18 protein-coding genes and 2 pseudogenes are annotated in these 20,720 nt (G+C 66.8%); 12 read left to right on the top strand and 8 right to left on the bottom strand.

Features of this window, described 5'->3' with window-relative positions:
• The first annotated feature begins 79 nt into the window (after window positions 1–79).
• From HYG77_RS15065 to HYG77_RS15055, 3 genes and pseudogenes are all read left to right on the top strand, one after another.
• On the top strand, window positions 80–1,177 hold the full coding sequence (locus HYG77_RS15065; protein WP_208963110.1) for an NAD(P)-dependent alcohol dehydrogenase: 1,098 nt from the start codon (window positions 80–82) through the stop codon (window positions 1,175–1,177).
• 29 nt (window positions 1,178–1,206) lie between these two features.
• A complete protein-coding gene (locus HYG77_RS15060; protein ID WP_208963109.1) occupies window positions 1,207–2,649 on the top strand; it encodes an aldehyde dehydrogenase in 1,443 nt (480 codons plus the stop codon).
• A gap of 203 nt (window positions 2,650–2,852) precedes the next feature.
• Window positions 2,853–3,694, top strand: a pseudogene (locus HYG77_RS15055) (LuxR C-terminal-related transcriptional regulator).
• A 243-nt stretch (window positions 3,695–3,937) separates the two neighbouring features.
• On the opposite strand, the pseudogene HYG77_RS39615 reads toward HYG77_RS15055, so the two are convergent.
• From HYG77_RS39615 to HYG77_RS15030, 6 genes and pseudogenes are all read right to left on the bottom strand, one after another.
• A pseudogene (locus tag HYG77_RS39615) lies at window positions 3,938–4,015 on the bottom strand (methyltransferase); the annotation flags it as partial.
• Window positions 4,008–4,256, bottom strand: a complete 249-nt coding sequence (locus tag HYG77_RS15050; RefSeq protein ID WP_244461323.1) for a hypothetical protein — start codon at window positions 4,254–4,256, stop codon at window positions 4,008–4,010. The pseudogene HYG77_RS39615 and the gene HYG77_RS15050, both read right to left, overlap by 8 nt.
• 106 nt (window positions 4,257–4,362) lie before the next feature.
• Complete coding sequence (locus HYG77_RS40960) at window positions 4,363–4,578, bottom strand: hotdog domain-containing protein (protein ID WP_348273580.1); 216 nt, start codon at window positions 4,576–4,578, stop codon at window positions 4,363–4,365.
• Complete coding sequence (locus HYG77_RS15040; protein ID WP_208963108.1) at window positions 4,578–5,369, bottom strand: SDR family NAD(P)-dependent oxidoreductase; 792 nt, start codon at window positions 5,367–5,369, stop codon at window positions 4,578–4,580. Before HYG77_RS15040 ends, HYG77_RS40960 begins: the two co-directional genes overlap by 1 nt.
• A gap of 21 nt (window positions 5,370–5,390) precedes the next feature.
• Window positions 5,391–5,645, bottom strand: a complete 255-nt coding sequence (locus HYG77_RS15035) for a hypothetical protein (protein WP_208963107.1) — start codon at window positions 5,643–5,645, stop codon at window positions 5,391–5,393.
• The gene (locus tag HYG77_RS15030; RefSeq protein WP_208963106.1) at window positions 5,623–6,786 is read right to left on the bottom strand and encodes a Rieske 2Fe-2S domain-containing protein; all 1,164 of its coding nucleotides are present in this window, start codon (window positions 6,784–6,786) and stop codon (window positions 5,623–5,625) included. Before HYG77_RS15030 ends, HYG77_RS15035 begins: the two co-directional genes overlap by 23 nt.
• Window positions 6,787–6,970: 184 nt before the next feature.
• Here HYG77_RS15030 and hsaA point away from each other — a divergent pair, with 184 nt between their 5' ends.
• On the top strand, window positions 6,971–8,137 hold the full coding sequence (gene hsaA / locus HYG77_RS15025) for a 3-hydroxy-9,10-secoandrosta-1,3,5(10)-triene-9,17-dione monooxygenase oxygenase subunit (RefSeq protein ID WP_208963105.1): 1,167 nt from the start codon (window positions 6,971–6,973) through the stop codon (window positions 8,135–8,137).
• Here hsaA and HYG77_RS15020 read toward each other — a convergent pair whose 3' ends face one another.
• Window positions 8,138–9,676, bottom strand: coding sequence for an FAD-dependent oxidoreductase (locus HYG77_RS15020; protein ID WP_208963104.1), 1,539 nt, complete (start codon window positions 9,674–9,676; stop codon window positions 8,138–8,140).
• 203 nt (window positions 9,677–9,879) lie between these two features.
• Between HYG77_RS15020 and HYG77_RS15015 the strand changes: the two genes are divergently transcribed.
• The 6 genes from HYG77_RS15015 to HYG77_RS14990 all read left to right on the top strand — a co-directional run bounded on the left by HYG77_RS15015 (window position 9,880) and on the right by HYG77_RS14990 (window position 15,918).
• Entirely contained in the window at window positions 9,880–10,491 is a 612-nt protein-coding gene (locus HYG77_RS15015) for a TetR family transcriptional regulator (RefSeq protein WP_201453489.1), read from the top strand.
• Between the two features lie 170 nt (window positions 10,492–10,661).
• Window positions 10,662–11,825 carry a steroid 3-ketoacyl-CoA thiolase gene (locus HYG77_RS15010; RefSeq protein WP_208963103.1) on the top strand — a complete coding sequence of 388 codons (1,164 nt, stop codon included), beginning with the start codon at window positions 10,662–10,664 and terminating at the stop codon, window positions 11,823–11,825.
• Between the two features lie 25 nt (window positions 11,826–11,850).
• Window positions 11,851–14,040 (top strand): acyl-CoA dehydrogenase, encoded by a 2,190-nt coding sequence (locus HYG77_RS15005; RefSeq protein ID WP_208963102.1) that lies wholly within the window; start codon window positions 11,851–11,853, stop codon window positions 14,038–14,040.
• Window positions 14,041–14,046: 6 nt separating this feature from the next.
• Window positions 14,047–14,922, top strand: a complete 876-nt coding sequence (locus HYG77_RS15000; RefSeq protein WP_208963101.1) for a MaoC/PaaZ C-terminal domain-containing protein — start codon at window positions 14,047–14,049, stop codon at window positions 14,920–14,922.
• Window positions 14,919–15,569 carry a PaaI family thioesterase gene (locus tag HYG77_RS14995; protein ID WP_109325626.1) on the top strand — a complete coding sequence of 217 codons (651 nt, stop codon included), beginning with the start codon at window positions 14,919–14,921 and terminating at the stop codon, window positions 15,567–15,569. The genes HYG77_RS15000 and HYG77_RS14995 overlap by 4 nt, the downstream gene beginning before the upstream one ends.
• A gap of 10 nt (window positions 15,570–15,579) precedes the next feature.
• Window positions 15,580–15,918, top strand: coding sequence for an SDR family oxidoreductase (locus HYG77_RS14990; protein ID WP_348273579.1), 339 nt, complete (start codon window positions 15,580–15,582; stop codon window positions 15,916–15,918).
• Window positions 15,919–15,991: 73 nt separating this feature from the next.
• Here the strand turns inward: HYG77_RS14990 and HYG77_RS14985 are convergent, their stop codons facing one another.
• The gene (locus HYG77_RS14985; RefSeq protein ID WP_208963100.1) at window positions 15,992–17,653 is read right to left on the bottom strand and encodes a class I adenylate-forming enzyme family protein; all 1,662 of its coding nucleotides are present in this window, start codon (window positions 17,651–17,653) and stop codon (window positions 15,992–15,994) included.
• Window positions 17,654–17,808: 155 nt separating this feature from the next.
• On the opposite strand from HYG77_RS14985, the gene HYG77_RS14980 reads away from it, so the two are divergent.
• Both HYG77_RS14980 and HYG77_RS14975 read left to right on the top strand, forming a co-directional pair.
• Complete coding sequence (locus HYG77_RS14980; RefSeq protein ID WP_208963099.1) at window positions 17,809–19,002, top strand: NADH:flavin oxidoreductase; 1,194 nt, start codon at window positions 17,809–17,811, stop codon at window positions 19,000–19,002.
• Window positions 18,999–20,696, top strand: coding sequence for an AMP-binding protein (locus tag HYG77_RS14975; RefSeq protein ID WP_208963098.1), 1,698 nt, complete (start codon window positions 18,999–19,001; stop codon window positions 20,694–20,696). Before HYG77_RS14980 ends, HYG77_RS14975 begins: the two co-directional genes overlap by 4 nt.
• The last annotated feature ends 24 nt before the right edge of the window (window positions 20,697–20,720 follow it).

The following is a 20,720-nucleotide window of genomic DNA, read 5'->3' as shown; positions in this document are numbered from 1 at the left end:
GGCGAAAAACAAGTTATTGACCGTACAGGCGGTCAGCTGTACGTTTCTCGCTACTGCACCGAATAGAGGGAGCTTTCTGATGCGCATCGAAGCCGCAGTGCTGCGCCACCACGACGCACCGTTCGAGATCGAAACGGTGGAGTTGGCCGACCCGACGGGTGGCCAACTGCGGGTCCGCATCGCCGGTGTCGGGTTCTGTCACACCGACGTCCTGCCCAGGGACCCATCGTTTCTGGCTCAGCCGCCGATCGTGGCGGGCCACGAGGGAGCCGGAGTCGTCGAAGAAGTCGGTGCCGGCGTATCCGGAATCGAGGTCGGCGACCATGTGATGTTGTCGTTCGATTCCTGTGGGCTGTGTGAGAACTGCGCGGGTGGTCACCCGGCGTATTGCTTCGGGTTCTTCGCGCGCAACCTGTCCGGCCGCGGCCCCGAGGGGCCCGGCCCGCTCACCGACCTGAGCGGCAACGCCATTTCATCACGGTGGTTCGGTCAGTCCTCTCTGGCCACCCACGCGGTCGTCAGTGCTCGGAACGTCGTAGTTGTCGACAAGGATCTGCCCCTGCATCTGCTGGGTCCGCTCGGCTGCGGAATCCAGACCGGCGCCGGGTCCGCGCTGATCGCATTGAAAGTCGGTACGGGAGACACGTTCGCCGTGTTCGGTGCCGGAGCGGTGGGTCTGTCGGCGGTCATGGCCGCGCGGGTCGCCGGTGCCTCCCGGATCATCGCCGTCGACTTGCACGCGAGTCGCCTGAATCTCGCCCTCGAACTCGGTGCGACGGACGTGATCGAGGGGTCCGCTGACGATATCGCGCGACAGATCCGGAAGCTGACCGGAGGCGGAGCGCATGCCGCCCTCGACACCACCGGGGTCCCGCAGGTAATCGCATCGGCGATCGACAGCCTCCGGCCTACGGGAACGGTCGGACTCGTCGGTGCCGCAACCCGCGAACTGGTCCTCGCCCCGTCCGCGCTGGCGGCCGGGAAAAACATCATGGGAATTCTCGAAGGCGACGCTGTCCCGCAGTTGCTGTTGCCCCGCCTGATCGAACTCTGGCGTCAGGGCCGGTTTCCGTTCGACCGACTGATCCGCACCTACCCGCTCGCCGAGATCTCAGTCGCCGAGGCGGACGCCGCCAGCGGCGACACCATCAAACCGGTTCTTCTCCCGCATCCCTGACCGCGCACCACGACGACCGAGGTTCCCCAATGAAGTACACCCGATCGCATCTGTTCATCGACGGCCGGTGGCATACGCCGTCCACCTCCGACCGCATCACGGTCATCTCGCCAACCACCGAGGAACCCGTCGGGTCGGCGCCGGACAGTACCCCAGCGGACGTCGACGCCGCAGTTTCCGCAGCCCGCCGCGCCCTGCGCGCACCCGAGTGGTCTGAGTTGGAACCGGCTGAACGTGCCGACATCCTGCGTCGTTTCGCCGATGCGCTCGACCGGCGCCGAAAAGACACAGCCGCCATCGTGACCGACGAGAACGGCATGCCGGCAGCGATATCCCTAGCGGCCGAGGGCAGCGGCCCGGTTGCGACGCTCCGCTACTACGCCGATCTCACTGAGAAGACACCCGTGGAGACGCCGCGCATCTCCGCAAACGGTCGGTCGACGACGATCGTGCGCCGCGAGCCGATCGGCGTTGTCGCCGCGATCATTCCGTGGAACTTCCCCCAGTCGCTGACCATGTTCAAGCTTGCCCCCGCGCTCGCTTCCGGAAGCACCGTGGTCCTCAAACCTGCACCCGAAACCGTGCTCGATGCCTTCCAGCTCGCGGACGCGGCAGAAGAAGCAGGGGTGCCGGACGGTGTGCTGAACATCGTGACCGGCGGCCGAGAGATCGGTGCCTATCTGGTCGCTCACCCCAAGGTGAATAAGGTCGCTTTCACCGGGTCGACCGCCGCCGGCAGGGTGATCGGCGAGACCTGCGGTCGCCTGCTGCGGCCGGCGACCCTGGAACTGGGAGGCAAGAGCGCCGCCATCATCCTCGACGACGCGGACCTGGTAAGCGTCGCCCGGGGACTGTCCTGGGCGAGCCTGCTCAACAATGGCCAGACCTGCTATCTGTCCTCTCGAATCCTTGCCCCACGGTCTCGTTACCGTGAAACAGTCGACGCAGTAGCACATTTGGCATCCACTCTCGTGGTCGGGGACCCTGCCGACCTCGCCACCCGAGTGGGGCCCTTGGTGTCCGAGCGCCAACGGCGCAGTGTGGAGGCGTACATCGACACGGGTAGACGGGAAGGCGCCACCGTCGCGGCCGGAGGCGGCCGGCCGAAACACCTCGACCGGGGATGGTTCGTGGAACCGACCGTGTTCGCCGACCTCGACAACTCGGCGACCGTCGCGCGGGAAGAGATCTTCGGGCCGGTCCTGACCGTCCTGCCGTATGACGACCTCGACGATGCCGTCACAATCGCCAATGACTCCGAGTACGGGCTGGGCGGAACGGTCTGGACCTCCGATCCCGAAAAGGGCCTCGACCTGGCCCGTCGGATCGAGACCGGCAGCGTGGGTGTGAACTTCTTCGATCTCGACATCGGCGCCCCATTCGGGGGCGTCAAGGCCAGTGGTCTCGGCCGTGAACTGGGACCGGAAGGTCTGGACGCCTACGTCCGCACGAAATCGATGTACACCCGCTGATCAACCCGCCGGGTGCAGCACACGAATTCGCTGCCCCGCAGTACGCGCCGCTCCTGCACCCGTCCTTTGCGCGAGATGACGAGAAGATGAGGGACGTCGTTCACGGATCACGCGCCACCAGTCACGAGACCCGCCACGAGGAGGTGGAGGTGACAAATTCATGCGCCGAGGGTCCCCCTTACTGCGCCGAGGGCTCAGCACGGTTGCTCCGACCGCGAGATGACGATGCCCTTCGCGCCGAGCTACGCGTCATCGCAAAGGAGTTTGTGACACCGGCGGTCGTATTCGGCGGCCCCGTGTCCGAGGGAACACTGAAGATCTCCGAGACGCTCGGCACCAGAACTGCCGGATTGCGCGGCCTGTCGATTTCACCGATGTTGGGACTCGGCGGGCGCGCGATCACCCAGCTTCGGCCGCAGTCGGTCGAGGATTACGCGACTGCTCGGACCATCACCCACGACTACGACCGGCCGGTTATCAACGAAGGACTGCGATCCATCATCGCTGTACCGGTGGTGGTCGGCGGCGGAGCGCGCGCCATCATTTACGCCGCATTTCGTCAGTCCACACCGATCGGGAGTCGAATCCTCGACATGCTGGGCCGGGCCGGAGACCGACTCGCTGCCGAGATCAACATTCGAGATGAAGTCGACCGGCGGGTCGCGTTGATCGACACACTCGTCGAGGGAGGGCAAGCACCCGGAACATCGGCACTGATCGAAGGTATCCGCGAGATCCACACCGAGCTGCGGGTGCTAACCCGCACGACCCCCGACTCAGCACTCGCGACAAGTCTGCACGCTCTCGCCGACAAACTCGCCGGCCTGTCCCGCGGTGACGCTCCCGCCACCGATGTCACATTGTCCGGGAGGTCGACGTCCTTACCTATGTTGCTCTCGGATGTACCAACGCCGGGGTGGCGCAACGGCTGTCGATCAAACCGGAAACGGTGAAGCACTACCTGCGTGGAGCGATGGGCAAGCTGGATGCCCGCTCCCGGGTCGAGGCGGTATCGCGCGCTCGCCGACTCGGGCTCCTCCCGTAACCCTTGCCGCGCGACTCCCCGAGGCCAACAATTGCTGTGACGCCTACGACCTGACCCAGTGTGCGCATTCGGCGGCGCAGTTGGTCGGGTGTGATGAGAAGACGGTGGCCCGGTATGTCGAGCTCCACGACGCCGGCCACGTCCCGTCCGCAATAGTATTTGGTCGGTACAGCTGCAACTCGATGGATTCGTGGGGGTGGCGCCGCGGGCGAAGACGGGCAAGTCCATCTGCTCGAGGGTGGCGACATCACGCACCGCGCCGTCGATCACGAAGCCGCCCAACGCGAGGGCTCGCGTGCGGGTTCCGATGAGATCACCGATGAGTGCGCGGGTTTCGTCGCCGTCGCCGTTGACAACGAGGATTCCCAGCGGCGGCGAGGTCGAGCGCCTTGTGGATGTAGAGGTTGTCTCCGGCTCGGGTGCAGACCGTGGCCATCGGCGGCGAATGTCGCTCCCGGCCACATCGGCCTGATTCCGGTCGGGCAGCCGAAGCGTCCTTGGCGTAACCGATGGTGGCGGCGGGGATACGGACGAACGCTGCGACGAGCCTGTCGGGTTGCACCACGACACCTCTTTCGGATGGTTGCTTCGGGCTTGGGCGCGTACCGAACCTCACTCCTCGACGAAGGCTGCCGTCCGTGGGGGTTTGAATACCCGGGTGGCGGTCGTTACCAGGGCGTCCTCGACGGCGAGGTCGGTTCGCATGAACAGCAGAACCGGGTCCCGGGTGCGGTGTGGGGTCGGGCGCGCAGGACGTCCCCGACGTGGATGGGAGCGACGAAGTGCATGTCGAGGTGCACCGTTGCCGTGGTGGGGGCGCCGCTGTGCGCGCGGGCCGCGATGCGGCGTGCGCGGCCGGCATCGTTTCGGTCGCCGCCCACCATCACCCGCGACCCAGCAGCTTCCGCATACCCGCGGCGGCACCCTGCACGAGGGTGTCGCGGGGGAATCCGCTCCGCTTCTGGGCAGCTTCGTAGTTGCCGCCCGCCACCCAGACGGGTCCGTCGGCTAGGTGGGCGAGTCCTTCACGCGCGACGTCTTCGGGTTCGGCGACGTTCATGCCGGGGAGGTCGAAGTTCAGTCCGGCCCGCACCATCGCGGGGGTGCGGGTGACGCCCAGGACAAGTTCGAGTACGTGGATGCCGAACGGTGCCAGTTCGAGCCACAGGCTTTCCGCGAAGATGCGCCCGAAGGCCTTCGACGCCGCGTAGATGCTCTGGTGTTCGGAACCCATATATCCGGCCAGCGACCCCACCAACATGATGCCGCCACGCCCGCGTTCCTTCATTCTCGCGCCGAAGTGATGCGAGAGCTGCAGTTGCGACGTGATATTCAGGTCGATGACGCCTTGAAATCCGGTCAGGTCGCCACTGACGAATTCGTGCCCGTAGCTGTTGGCCCCGGCGTTGAAGATCAGCAGGCCCACCTCGACGTCGTCGGTGGCGCTGCGGATGCGGTCGAAGGCGTCCGCCGAGAGGAGGTCGAGTGCGAGCGTGCGGACCTCCACACCGTTCGCGCGAACCTTCGCGGCCGTCTCCTCCAGTGGTTCCGGCTTGCGGGCGATGAGCACGAGATTGATTCCGGCGCGGCTCAGTTCGTCGGCGAAACCTGCGCCGACGCCCTCCGACCCGCCGGCGATCACGGCCCATGGCCCGTACTGGTGGGTGTCGATCATGGGGTGTCCTTTCGAAGGAAGTCAGGAGACGACGATGGGGGTGGGAACCGGATCGGGGTCGCGCACCGTGATGTCGCCCCGCTCCGCCGCTCGGACGATGGATGTGGTCAGTGCGTCACAGCCCTTCCGGGGAGACCCGGGACGGCCGTCGCCGGAGCCGGCGATCTGGTGGCACCGGCCGCGAGCGAGGTCGTCCCACTGCACGGAGGTGTGCTCCCAGCTGTTCTTCTGGACCAGCACCCGCGCACCGCACTCAGCGCACTGCAGCGGCTGCATCGGATTCCAGCGCCTTTCGTGCGAGGTTGTCTTCCACTTCCTTCTTCCACGATTCCACCGGGCGCGTGGTGTCGAGCTCGAACTCGAATCGTTCGGTCATCTGCGGTGTCACGTTGGCGGCGTCGACGTAGAACTGTTCGTACCACCGGCGCAATTGGTAGACGGGGCCGTCTTCCTCGCACAGCAACGGGTTCTCGATGCGGGTCTTGTTCTTCCAGATCTCGATGTCCTGCTCGAATCCCTTGGCGATGAAGGTGCCGAAGTTCTTCGCCATCTCGGTGGCGGCATCACCCTCGAGTTCTTTCGACTTCTTGACGATGATCCCGTACTGCAGCACGAACTCGTCTGCGCTGACCGGATAGTGGCAGTTGATCAGGACGGAGTCGACGTCGTGGGTCTCGTACTGGTAGGTGAGGTCGTCGACCATGAACGACGGGCCGAAATAGGTGGCATCCGAACGACTTCCCACCATCTTGGGTTGTCCGGAGGCGTGCGGGCGCATGTCCTCGCGGGCCTGGCCGCGCATGAACTGGCTGGCGACGTGGCCTTCGAAGACGTTCTTGAAATAGGTGGGGAACGAATAATGGACGTAGAAGAAATGCGCCATGTCGACGATGTTGTCCACCACTTCACGACAATTCGTATTCACCGTGGTGCGGTACCAGACCCAGTCCGTCCAGTCGTCGTCGAGCGCCCCCTCGATTAGGGGAATCGTGACGTCGGCCGGCGGCGGGTTACCCTCCGGGTCGTTCCAGACGAACAGCATTCCGTCCTGATCGAGGGTGTGCCACGAGCGGGTACGAGCCAGCGGCGGTACGCGGCGGGCATACGGGATCTTCTTGCAGCGCCCATTGCTGCCCCAGCGCCAGTCGTGGAACGGACACGCGACCTCGTCACCCTTGACGGTGCCCTGGCTGAGGTCGCCGCCCATGTGCCGGCAGTAGCCGTCGAGTACGGCGAGTTCGCCAGAGCTGTCGGCAAAGACCACCAGCCTGGTGCCGAAGGCCTCGAGGGAATGCGGCTTGCCGTCCCGGAAATCCTGGGACAAACCGAGGCAATGCCAGCCGCGGGCGAATCGGGTCGGTGCAGCGCCCGCAACGATCTCGCGGACCTCGTCTCTGTCGGACTGCTGGGTGCTCACGATGCGTCCCGTCCTCTCCTACTCGTTCGTACCTGTGGTGTTCAGCACGCTAGGTCAGTGGGCGGAGGCCGATCCGAGACGTCTCACTGGACGGGACCGGTTGGTGTGCGGTGGGTGTGCGCACGCTTCCCGTTGAGCGAGACGGTCGTCCACGGTGCCCGGATCGCGCAATACCCTTCCGCAGATGGTCAACGAGGTGCTGCTGTCGGTCCGTGAATTGCTGCCCATGATCGCGGAGCGCGCCGACAAGGTGGACGAATCGCGACGCGTGTCCGAACAGGTGATCCGCGAACTCGGGGACGCCGGGATGTTCGCGATGCTGCAGCCCAAGCGATACGGGGGTGCGGAGTGCAATCCTGTTCACTTCTACGAGACGGTGCGTGCGATCTCGGGGGTCTGCGGATCGACGGGTTGGCTCGCGTCGGTGCTGGGTGTGCATCCGTGGCACCTGGCGCTGTTCGACGACCGCGCTCAGCGCGACGTGTGGGGACACGACAATTCGGTGCTGCTGTCGTCCGCGTACGCCCCCGTGGGGCGGCTGACGCCTGTGGACGGAGGCTATCGGCTGTCCGGTGACTGGCACTTCTCCTCGGGCTGCGAGCACGCGTCGTGGGCGCTGCTCGGGGCGATGGTGGTGGGAACGGAAGGTAGGCCGGTCGATTTCCTCACCGTGCTCGTACCGAGGTCGGATTACCGCATCCACGACGTGTGGGACGTGGTCGGTATGCGGGGGACGGCCAGTAACGAGATCACCGTCGACGACTGTTTCGTGCCCGACTACCGGACCAAACGCAACTTCGAGACCGCGCAGTTACGGGGAGCGGGGCAGAAGGTGAACCGGGGACCGCTCTACCGCTTGCCGTTCGCCACCATCTTCACCACGGCCGTCACCGCCCCCGGTGTGGGTGTGGTGGCCGGCTGCTACGAGCGGTTCCTGACGGTGATGCGTGAACGCGTGCGTCTGAGCCTCGGGGGTGGCCGCTTCGTGGAGGACCAGTTCGCCCAGGTGTCGGTGGCCCGGGCGTCGTCCGAAATTGATGCAGCGATCCTGCAGATGGACCGTAACGTCCGTGAACTGTGGGAGCTCGCGGTCGCGGGTGAGGAACTTCCGATGGCGCTGCGGTTGAGAGTCCGTCGCGACCAGGTGCGGGCGACCGAGCGGGCGCTGGACGCGATCGACCTGCTCTTCAAGACGGCCGGGGGCAGCTCGTTGTCTCGGGGCAACGCGATCGAACGGGCCTGGCGCGATACTCACGCGGGCAGCGTGCATGTGGCCAACGAACCCGAACGCGCCCTTGCACTGTTCGGCAGGGGCGCGTTCGGACTTCCGGTGGAGGACAACCTCGTCTGATCAGTTCCGCATGTGTTGCACTGCCCGGTAGGAGAACACCATTGCGGTGCCCAACGGGACCCCGGGACCGGGATAGAAGCGTCCGCTCAATGAGGCGCTGGTGTTCCCTGCCGCGTACAGCCCCTCGATCGGGCTGCCGTCCGCGCGAAGCACGCGGGCATCGGCGTCGGTGCGGACGCCACCCTTCGTGCCGAGATCGCTGAGGATGATGCGGGCAGCGTAGAACGGCCCCTGCGCGATCGATCCGAGCGCCGGATTCGGTGGTGCATCGGCACCCTTTCCGGGCGGGCAGAAGAAGGCGTCGTAGGGATCCTCGCCGCGGTGGAACGCCTCGTCGACACCGTGCTTCGCGTAGTCGTTGAATTGTTCGACGCTGCGCCGAAGCGTGTCGGACGGGACACCGATCTTCTCTGCGAGTTCCTCGATGGTGTCGGCGGTGACCCAGGTGCCCGCCTCGAGGTGCTGCTGCGCCGGAATCGACGGGATGGAGATGGCCGGCAGGACGGGACCACCCTCCCTGGCATCGAAGACCAGATAAGAGTTCGCACTTCGGTGTTCGATCATCGCGCGGCCGAACTGGTCGTACGGCAGCGACTCGTTGAGGTACCGCTCCCCGGTGTCGTCCACCAGGATTCCGCCTCGCACACCCACCATAAAAGCGCCTGAGCCGTCCGGAAGTTCGACACCCGGGCACCACCAGGCCTCGTCGAGGAGTGCCGTGTCGGCGCCGACCTCCACGGCCGCCGTCAGCAGGTCGCCGGTGTTCGCCCCCCGCGGTCCCATGCTCCACTCGGCTCTGCCCGGTGTGCCGTTCTCGGTGCGCAGACCGGCGTTGCCCTCGATCCCTCCGGCAGCGAGGAGAACGCCGCGCCGCGCACGTATGAGGATCGTCTGCCCGGCCGCGTCGGTGGCCTCGGCACCCACGACACGACCGTCCTCGACGATCAGTGTGTGGGCCGCGGTCTCGGTGCGGAGCTCCGCATGCCCGGTTCCGTACAACGCCATCAGGAGACGCCCGATCAGCGCGCGGCCGCCGATCAGAGTTCCCTCGGGGTGCGGCTGCCCGGCGCGATCGACGTCGGCCTCCGGACGGATGACCTCACGAAGGTCACCGATCTCGTCGCCGGGCAGATCGAGAGGATTGATCGCGCGGCCGGCGTCCATGCGGCCCGGCGCCTTGTAGTAGTCGGGGAAGGGACGCCACTCGAAGTCGAGGTGCGGGTTCTGCTCGAGGAAGTCGACGACCTCAGGGGCGGTGGCGACGTACGCCTCCTGGCGTTCGACCTCGGAGTCGCCGACCACGGCGCGCAGATAGGTGCGAGCCAACTCGGTGGAGTCGCCGATGCCGGCGCGTTCCTGGACAGCTGTGCCCGGAAGCCAGACGGCGGCGCCCGAGTAGGCGGAGGTGCCGCCGAAGAGTGGAGTCTTCTCGAGGACGAGGGTGCGCAATCCCTGCGCGGCGGCCGTATATGCGCCGGTCAGCGCGCCGCCGCCCGAGCCGACTACAAGAACGTCGCACTCCGTTGTCCAGTCCTGCATCGTCGTATCCTCCGTTGGGTGGGTGATGCCTGTGGGTGATGGTTGTGGGTCATGACTGACGCCCAGTCGTGGCGTCCACGCAATCGCATTCGGGCGACGGAAGGCACCGCTGGTCCCACTCACCGGACGCATTTCGGCGCCGCCGCGATCGAATGCCAGAATTGGGCTGGATCCGAGGCTGCTCGGGGAGAAGGGGATCGAGGGTGCCGAGAATTGCGGAGGTCAGGGACGCTGCCGAACCCAGTTCGGAGGAGCAGCGGGCGCGCCATGTGCGCATGCTGGAGGCGGCCGCCGAGCTGGCGTCCGAGAAGGAGCTCGCCCGGGTCCAGATGCACGAGGTGGCGAAGCGGGCCGGGGTCGCCATCGGCACGCTGTACCGGTACTTCCCGTCGAAGACGCACCTGTTCGTCGCGGTGATGGTCGACCAGATCGATCAGATGGGCGCCGGATTCTCGAAGGGTGTCGCGTCGGACACCACTCCCCAGGACGCCGTCTACAACGTGCTGGTGCGGGCCACTCGTGGCCTCCTGCGCCGGCCTGCGCTGTCCACGGCGATGATTCAGTCCACCAGCACCGCGAATGTCGCCACCGTCCCGGATGCCGGGAAGGTCGACCGAGCCTTCCGTCAGATCATGCTCGATGCGGCGGGGATCGAACACCCCACCGAGGGTGATCTGACCGCGCTCCGCCTCGTGGTGCAGCTGTGGTTCGGGGTGGTCCAGTCGTGCCTCAACGGCCGGATCTCGATTCCCGACGCCGAATCGGATATTCGCAAGGGCTGCGACCTGTTGCTCGTCGGTCTCTCCCGACGCTGATCGTTCTCGGCACGGGGGTCGCGCACCGCCACGCCTAACGGGGTGCAATTCATTCTCGACGTGTCTGCACGGCTAGTGCCGAGCCAGCGCATTGATCTGTCCTCACAAATAGAATACGTTTCAGAAAGCCGCCTGGCACGAATCCTGGCGGCTCAGCGAAGGAGCCAACAATGGGCAACGCAGTCATCGTCGACGCGGTCCGGACACCGATAGGTCGCCGGCGCGGCGCATTGTCCGGACTGCATCCGGCAGAACTGCTCGGAGCGGCGCAACGCGGCGTCCTCGAGCGGGCGGGAGTCCCCGCCGAAAACATCGGTCAGATCGTCGGTGGCTGCGTCACCCAGGCCGGTGAACAATCCAACAACGTGACCCGGCAGGCATGGCTGCACGCCGGCCTGCCGTATGGCACTGCCGCCACCTCCATCGACTGTGCGTGCGGGTCGTCGCAGCAGGCCGTGCACCTGGTGGCCGGCCTGATTGCCTCGGGGCAGGTCACCGCGGGCATCGGATGCGGTGTAGAGGCGATGAGCCGCGTGTTCCTCGGTCAGGCGCTGACCCCCGAGACGGGAAGCCCCTATCCCGACGACTGGTCGATCGACATGGGCGACCAGTTCACGTCCGCGCAGCGCATCGCGGAACGGCGTGGCATCACCCGACGCGATGTCGACGCGTTCGGCCTCGAATCGCAGCGCCGCGCCGCTCAGGCCTGGGCCGAGGGGCGGTTCGACCGCGAGGTCGTCCCCGTTACCGCGCCCGTCGTGGACAAGCAGGGCGTGCGCACGGGTGAGAAAGCAGTGGTCACCCGGGACGGGGGACTGCGAGAGACGACCGCCGAGGCTCTGGCAGCACTGAAGCCGGTGATCGACGGGCACATCCACACCGCAGGCAATTCCTCGCAGATCAGTGACGGCGCCGCGGCCGTACTCCTCATGAGCGAGGAACGGGCCGGTGAACTCGGGCTGCGGCGGCGCGCCCGGATCGTCGCGTCGGGCATGGTCGGCTCCGATCCCTACTTTCACCTGGACGGACCGATCGAGTCGACCGCACTGGTCCTCGACCGGGCCGGAATGTCGTTGGCAGACATCGATCTCGTCGAGATCAATGAGGCGTTCGCCTCGGTCGTGCTGTCCTGGGCGCAGGTTCACGAGGCAGACCTGTCCAAGGTGAACGTCAACGGTGGTGCGATCGCCCTCGGGCATCCGGTGGGATCGACCGGTGCGCGACTGATCACCACGGTACTGCACGAGCTGGAACGGGCAGACAAATCCACCGCCCTGATCACCATGTGCGCGGGCGGGGCGCTGTCTACCGCAACCATCATCGAACGCATCTGACACCCGAGAACTCGACGAGGCCGACATGACAATGGGATTGACCGAAGAAGAGCGGGACCTGCGCGACTCGGTGCGGGGATGGGCCGCTCGAACCGTGACGCCGGACGTGCTGCGGCAAGCGGTGGAAGCGAAAACCGAACAGCGACCGCTGTTCTGGAATGCGCTCGCCGGTCTGGGCGTGCTGGGGCTGCACCTGCCGGAAGAGGTGGGTGGCGCCGGGTGCGGCCTGTTGGAGCTCGCGGTGGTCGCCGAAGAGCTCGGCAGGGTTCTGGCTCCCGGACCGTTTCTGCCGACCGTGTTGACGAGTGCCGTCCTGAACGAAGGCGGCCACAGCGGCCGGCTGTCCGGGTTGGCCGACGGTTCGGTGCTGGGAGCCGTGTCCCTGCAACCGGGTTCGCTGCGGATCTCCCGCCACGGCGACGAGGTGACCCTCGACGGCGAGTCGGGGTACGTACTCGGCGGTCAGGTGGGTGATCTGTTCCTGCTGGCGGCGCGGGAAGGCGACACGACGGTGTTCGTGGTGCTGCCGCGCGAGCACCTCGACGTCACCGACCTGCCGAGCCACGACGTGGTGCGCCGCAACGCCGTCGCCGCCGCGCACGGCATCACCCTGGCGAAAGACGCGGTTCTGTCGATCGATTCGCGGCATGTCCTCGATCTCGCGGCCACCCTGTTCGCCGCCGAGGCGTCGGGCATCGCCGACTGGGCCGTCGCTACCGCCGCCGACTACGCGAAGGCGCGGCAGCAGTTCGGCCGACCCATCGGCCAATTCCAGGGCGTCAAGCACCGGGTGGCCCGTATGCTCACCCTCGCCGAACAGGCCCGGGTGTGCGCCTGGGACGCCGCCCGCGCCATGAGCCCGGACACTGATCCCGCCGAGGCGTCGCTGGCCGCGGCGGTAGCCGGAGCCACCGCACCCGAGGCCGCGTTCTCGGTGACCAAGGACTGCATCCAGGTGCTCGGCGGCATCGGCTACACCTGGGAACACGACGCTCACCTGTATCTGCGACGGGCGCAGTCGTTGCGAATCCTGCTCGGGTCCACCGCGTCGTGGCGGCGTCGGGTCGCCCGCGCCACCCTCGACGGCAGCCGCCGCGTGCTCGGGATCGAACTGCCACCGGAGGCGGACCGCATCCGCGCCGATGTGCGTGCCGAGCTGGCTCCGGCGGTCGGTCTGGCCGAGCAGGAGCGCAAGCGCTACCTGGCCGAAAGAGGCTATACGGCGCCGCATCTCCCTGCACCGTGGGGGAGAGGCGCAGCTGCCGTCGAGCAACTCGTGATCGCCGAGGAACTCCGCGCCGCTCAGGTGAAGCCGCACGACATGATCATCGGCAACTGGGTGGTCCCCACACTGATCGCACACGGCGACGAGAACCAGGTGCAGCGATTCGTGCCACCGTCGTTGCGCGGTGAACTCGTCTGGTGCCAGTTGTTCTCGGAGCCGGGCGCCGGGTCCGACCTCGCCGGACTGAACACCAAGGCCACCAAGGTTGACGGTGGCTGGGTGCTGCAGGGCCAGAAGGTCTGGACGTCGATGGCCCGCGACGCGCACTGGGGCATCTGCCTGGCGCGGACGGCCCCGAATGCGCCGAAACACAAGGGACTGTCGTACTTTCTGATCGACATGAAGTCCAGCGAGGGACTCGACATCCGGCCGCTGCGGGAGATCACCGGTGAGGCGCTGTTCAACGAGGTCTTCCTCGACAACGTGTTCGTCCCGGACGAGTTGCTGGTGGGTGAACCGGGCGACGGCTGGAAGCTGGCCCGCACCACACTGGCCAATGAGCGGGTCTCGCTCTCGCACGACTCCTCCCTCGGATCCGGCGGCGAGGCGCTGTTGACTCTGGCCGCCGACCTGCCCGGTGGGATCGACGACGAGCAGCTGACGGTGCTCGGCAAGGTGCTCTGCGATGCGCAATCCGGTGGCCTGATGGGACTGCGCACCACCCTGCGCTCGATCGCCGGTGGGCAGCCGGGTGCCGAGTCCTCGGTCGCGAAACTGCTCGGCGTCGAACACATCCAGCAGGTGTGGGAGGTGGCGATGGACTGGGCGGGACCACGCGCCCTGCTCGGCGAGCACGCCCGCACGTCGGACACCCAGATGTTCCTGAACGCGCAATGCATGTCGATCGCGGGCGGCACCACCAACGTCCAGCTCAACATCATCGGTGAACGCCTCCTAGGTCTGCCCCGCGACCCCGAGCCCGGAAAGTGACCTGACATGAGTATCGATGTGAACGTCGCCTTGACAACGGAGCCGGCAGTTCGGGAGGCGTCGTGGACCGAACGCGACGTCCTGCTCTATCACCTCGGCGTCGGGGCGGGCGGCAACGCGGTGGACCCCGCCGAACTGCGGTGGGTGTACGAGAAAAACATGCGGGTGCTGCCCACGTTCGCACTGGTGGCCGGGCAGGGTATCTCTTCGGGATCGGCGCCGAGTGCCGGGCTGACCATGCCCGGCATCGATGTGGATCTGCGCAAGATACTGCACGGCGGGCAGACACTGACGGTGCACGCGCCGATCCCGTCCTCGGGCACCGCCCGGGTGTCCTCGCGCGTGGCCGATGTGTGGGACAAGGGCAAGGCTGCCGTCATCGTGCTCGAGCAGACGGCCACCGACTCGGACGACGGTCACCCGTTGTGGACGACGGGGATGCAGATCTGGGCCCGTGATGAGGGCGGGTTCGGCGGGTCCCCTGGGCCCGAGTCGGTGGCCACGCTGCCGGAGCGGAAACCCGACACGGTGCTGACGTCACGCACCGGAACGGGACAGGCGCTGCTGTACCGGCTCAGCGGCGATATGAACCCGTTGCACGCCGACCCCCAGTTCGCGTCCGCTGCAGGGTTCGACCGCCCGATCCTGCACGGGCTCGCCTCGTACGGAGTGGTGTGTAAGGCCGTCGTCGACGGGATGCTGGACGGCGACCCCACCCGAGTGCGGACGTACTCGGTGCGGTTCGCCGGCTCCCTCTATCCGGGTGAGACGATCGATATCGCGACCTGGCGGGAGGGCGACGTGCTCACGCTGCGCGCGACGTGTCCCGAACGGAACGGACAGCCCGTCCTCACGCACGCCACGATGGAGGTTCGCCCGTGAACACCGGTACGCATCCCACCTTCGAGAACAGCACCGCGGGAACAGTGTTGACGTCTCCCTCCGACGGAGCCGCGGTCGATCGAGCCACCGAGGCGGCGCGCCGCGTGATCGACGCCCTGCTGCGCACCGACCGGGCCAACGCCAACCTCGAGCGAGTGGCCGAGGAGTTGAACAGCATCGCCGAGCACCTCGAGGAGCACGCACCCGCGGTGGCCGAACGGCTGATCGACATGTGGAACGGGGAGGGCGTTACCCGGCACGATCCGGTGACCGGACCGGAGAATGCGCTGGCACCACCCGTAATCCTCGAAGGCCTGGCGGACGGCTCGGTGCAGGGCACCGTCACCTTGACCATCCCGTACCAGGGTCCACCCGGGCATGTCCACGGTGGTGTCTCGGCGCTGCTGCTCGACCACGTGCTCGGTGTTGCCAACGCGTGGGGCGGAAAATCAGGCATGACAGCACAATTGAGCACGCGGTACCACCGTCCGACCCCGCTGTTCGAACCGCTCACCCTGACCGGGAAATTGATCGGCGTCGACGGGCGGAAAATCTCCACCGTGGGCGACATCAGGACCGCGGACGGGCAAGTGTGCGTGTCGGTCGAGGGACTGTTCATCGACAAGACTGTCCCCAGGCCGCGCTGAGAGGGGCAGGATGCAGGACATGACCGAAGTCCTACGGTTCGAGAACAAGGTCGTGACGGGCGCTGCGCGTGGTCAGGGCCGGGCCGAGGCGGTGCGGTTCGCGCTCCTAGGTGCCGACGTCATCACCGTGCATCCGGCGGGCGTCGACACCGGCATGAAGGTCAACGACCAGCATCCGCTGATCAGCCGGTTCGCGCCCACGCTCGGACCGATTTACATGAATTCACTGCCGTACACCATCCTCGCGCCCGAGGACGTCGCAGCCGTGGTGGCGTGGGTGTGCTCCGACGAAGCGAAATACATCACCGGTGCTCAGATTCCGGCGGATCTCGGCAACCTCATTCGCTGATCTCTATATCGCCCAATGCCCCAGTGGCGCAGTTCTGCTGCACCACTGGGGCATTCGGCGTTCCCGAGGGGGATCAGACCGCGATGTCGCGGCGCAGCATCTTCCCTGTCGCGTTGCGCGGCAGGAGGTCGGTGGTGATTCGCCAGCGGGTCGGGACCTTGAAGTACGACAGACGTTCGGCCGCGTAGTCCCGCAACTCCGCTTCGGTGGTCGTGGCACCGGGCCGTAGCACTACGACGGCCGACACCTCCTGTCCCAGATCCTCGTGCGGCGTACCGATCACCGCGCACTCGAGGACACCGGGATGTTCGTCGAGGCACTGTTCGATCTCGGTGGGGTAGACGTTCTCGCCGCCGCGCAGGATCAGATCGGAGCGACGTCCCGTCAGCCGGAGCCGGCCGTTCTCGACGACGCCGTAGTCACCGGTGCGCAACCACCGGCCCGGTGCGATTGCCGCGGCGGTGGCGGCCTCGTCCTCCCAGTAGCCGAGCATCACGAAGGGGCTGCGCACGCACACTTCGCCTTCGACTCCGTCCGGGAGCCACTTACCGTACGGATCGCGGATCTCCATGCTGACCGTGATGATGGGCCTGCCCAGCGTGCCCGGGTACTGCTCGAGTTCGGGGCCGGCGGCCACGGCGATGGCCGTACTGCATTCGGTGAGACCGTAGCTGTCCACCAGCGCATCCCGGGCGAACGGCACCTTTTCCCGCAGCCGTTCCTTGAAAGCTACCGACGACGGTGCCGACGCCAGCGAGAACGCCGTCAGCGAGGACAGGTCGTACTTCTCCAGGTTGTCGTGTTCGACCAACCTCGACGCCATGGTGGGGACCGCACCCCAGTTGGTGACCCGTTCCCGCTCGATCAGGCCGAGCACGGCGTCCACGTCGAATCCGCCCTGATGCATGACGACGGCGCCGCCGGTGGCGAGCCGCGGCACCACCAGGTTGTGCAGGCTCGCGATGTGGAACAGCGGGGACGTCAACAGGTAGCGCCGCGGGCTCGGGACGGCCGGGTCGGCGGGAGACCCCGTGAACTCGGCGACCACCGCGTCACTGAACCGGTGGTAGTCGACTACCGCGAGGATGTTGCGCTGCGAATGTAATGCGCCCTTCGGGCGGCCGCTGGTGCCGCTCGTGTAGAGAATGGCGGCCGGATCGTCCTCGTCGACGTCCGTGTGGGGCATCGGGGCGCCCGCGTACCGGTCGAAGATCCGGGGCAGATCGTCTTCCATGGTGAGAACCGTTATTTCCGTTCCGGCCGCGGCGAGCGTCTCGGCCCGCTTCGCGTCGGCGATGACGACGGTAGGGCGGCTGTGCGTCAGCCCGTACTCGACCTCACGCGGTACCCACCAGCCGTTGAGCCCCACGCTGATGGCGCCGAGCACCTGCGTGGCCCAGAAGGCAATCACCCATTCCGGAGTGTTGGCGGCGAGGATCGCGACCCGGTCGCCCTTGCGGACACGGTGCTCATCGCGCAACGCGGTCGCGAGTGCCGCCACCGCCGCCGCGTGCTCGGTGTACGACAGTCGACGGTCGGCGGTCACCAGGTAGTCCCGGTCCCCCCACTGCAACGAAGTGGCGAGCAGGTCGCCCACCGCCCGTCCGCGGTTCTTCATCACCGGCATGCGTGTGCCCAGTACGGGCTCCTCGACGATCTCGAACCGGCCACCGGGCCCGGTGAGGCGGGACATCACCTGATCCAGGTGCAGCTGTGGATCTGTAGGGGCAGTCATGGGGCCGGCCTTTCGTCCTCGGGCACTCGTACCGACACAAGATGGCACGCTGTGGCAGGGCTTCGGTTGCGGTTACCACTCACCGAGACTGGCCCGATCCGCGGTGCCTCCGCGCCGTTACGTTCGTCAGCGAATCGCAGCTGGAGGGACACCTAATGACCATAGATCTCGACCCGCCCACCGTGAAGGTCGATCCACTCGGGCCGGCCAAGCTCGGGCCGATCACTCTGCGCAATCGCGTCATCAAGGCCGCGACGTACGAGGGACTCACGCCTAAGGGTCTGGTCACCGACGAACTGATCGAGTTTCATCGGCAGCCGGCGGCGGGTGGGGTTGGCATGACCACCGTCGCCTATTGCGCCGTCGCCGCCGACGGCCGCACGGCTCCCGGCCAGATCACCTGGCGTGACGACGCGATGCCGGGACTGCGGAAGCTGACCGACGCCATCCATGCGGAGGGGGCGGCGGTGTCTGCACAGATCGGGCATGCAGGGCCGGTGGCCGGCGCCAAATACAACGGCGCCCCCGCGCTGGCGCCGAGCACCCAGTTCCGTCTGACGACGCAGACCTTGGCGCGCGCGGCAACCGTCGCCGACATCGAGCGGATCACCGCGCAGCACGTCGACGCATCGAAGCGGGCCATCGAGGCCGGCTTCGATGCGATCGAGCTGCACTTCGGGCACAACTACTTCATCAGCTCGTTCCTGAGCCCCCGGACCAATCGGCGCAAGGACCGATACGGCGGCAGCCTCGAGAACCGCGCGCGGCTCGCCCGTGAGACCGCGCGGGCTGTCCGCGACGCGGTGGGCGATCGGATCGCGATCCTCGCCAAGTTGAACATGGACGACGGTGTGGCGGGCGGTTTCTGGGTAGACGAGGCCATCCAGGTGGCGCAGTGGCTCGAGCAGGACGGCTCGCTCGACGCACTCGAACTGACGGCGGGCAGCTCGCTGCTGAATCCGATGTACCTGTTCAAAGGTGATGCGCCGCTGCGGGAATTCGCGGCCGTCATGCCGCAACCCACCAAGCTCGGCATCCAGCTCGTCGGCAAGCATTTCCTGAGGGAGTACCCCTATCGCGACGCCTACCTGCTCGACGACGCCCGTCAGATCCGGGCGGCCGTCACCATGCCGCTGGTGCTTCTCGGCGGTATCACCGGCAAGGCGAGCATGGATCTCGCCATGGAAGAGGGCTTCCAGTTCGTGGCGATCGCGCGCGCACTGCTGCGTGAGCCCGATCTGGTCAACCGCATCACCGCGGAGACCCACAGACCGGGACTGTGCAATCACTGCAACAAGTGCATGACGGCGATCTACGGTGGCACCCATTGCGTGCTTCGGAAGCCATGACCACGCACACGCCGTCGAGAGGAGAGCTCGAGTTGGAACGCAGAACGATCGCCCAGATGCTCCTCGACCGGTTGGGTGACGAACGGCTGGGAGTCCGCACCCGCGAGCAGGACTGGACGTGGGACGCGGTGGTTCACGAGAGCGCGGCGCGTGCCGCGCTCGCCGCGTCGCTGCGGCGCGGCGGTCCGTTCCACATCGGTGTGCTGCTCGAGAACACCCCCGAGTTCCTGTTCTGGCTGGGTGGCGCGGCGCTCGGGGGAGCGACGATCGTCGGCATCAATCCCACCCGCCGCGGGGCCGAACTCGAGGCCGAGATCCGGTACGTCGACTGCCAGCTGATCGTCACGGATGCCGCGGGCAAGGCGCAGCTCACCGGTCTCGACCTCGGATTGTCCGAAGACCGATTCCTCCTCGTGGACGATCCGATGTACGCGGATCGGGTGGCGTCCTGCCGGGTGGAGCACCCCGCAGCGGATCCGGCGATCGACGTCTCGACGCTGTTTCTGCTGCTGTTCACCTCGGGCACGACGGGCACGTCGAAAGCCGTGCGGTGCAGCCAGGGTCGCCTGGCGCGCCTCGCCTACTCCAACACGGTGAAGTACGGCCACGTGCGGGAGGACGTCGACTACTGCTGCATGCCGCTGTTCCACGGCAACGCCCTGATGGCGTTGTGGGCGCCCGCACTCGCCAACGGGGCCACCGTGTGTCTGCCGCGTAAGTTCTCGGCCTCGGGATTCCTGCCCGACGTCCGGTTCTTCGGCGCCACCTTCTTCACCTACGTGGGCAAGGCGCTGGCGTACCTGATGGCCACGCCGGAGCTGCCGGACGATTCCGACAACACGCTCGTACGGGGCTTCGGCACGGAGGCCTCACCGGAGGACAAGGCCGAGTTCATCCGACGGTTCGGCGCCGAACTGTACGAGGGGTACGGCTCCAGTGAAGGCGCCGGCTCGGTGACGCTCGACCCCGCCGCCCCCGAGGGTGCTCTCGGCAGACCCGCTCACGAGAACATCGTCATCGTCGATCCCGACACCCTCGAGGAGAAAGCCCGGGCCCGGCTCGACGAACACGGCCGCGTCCTCAACCCGGACGAGGCGATCGGTGAGATGGTCGACAAGGCCGGAGCAGGGCGATTCGAGGGTTACTACAAGAACGAGGATGCCGTCGCTGACCGCATCAGGCACGGCTGGTACTGGACCGGTGACCTCGGCTACCTCGATGAGGAGGGGTTCCTGTACTTCGCGGGCCGCAAGGGTGACTGGATCCGGGTGGACGGGGAGAACACCTCCGCACTGATGGTGGAACGGATTCTGCGACGCCATCCCAAGGTGATTGCCACCGGCGTCTACGCCGTTCCCGACCCGCGGTCGGGCGACCAGGTGATGGCCGCCGTCGAGATGTCCGACCCCAGCGACTTCGACCCCGCGGACTTCGCATCCTTCCTCGCCGGCCAGGACGACCTGGGGACCAAGTCCGCGCCGCGCTTCATCCGCGTGTCCACCGACCTGCCCGTGACAGGATCGAACAAGGTACTCAAACGTGCTCTGCAGGAACAGGGTTGGCGGTGTGACGATCCGGTCTTCCGATGGGTCGGACGCGGCGCTCCCGAGTACCACGAAATGACCGAGAGCGAGAAGAGCGCGCTGGAGCAGGAATTCCACACGCACGGGCGGCAACGGTTCCTGCAGGTGTGACGGCGAGTTGGGCACAAGACTGGG

It is taken from the genome of Rhodococcus sp. ZPP (genome assembly GCF_017656075.1).
Classification (GTDB): Bacteria; Actinomycetota; Actinomycetes; order Mycobacteriales; family Mycobacteriaceae; genus Rhodococcus_F; species Rhodococcus_F oxybenzonivorans.
Note: the sequence above shows the minus strand (reverse complement) of the source record. Positions and strands in the feature narration are given on the sequence as shown.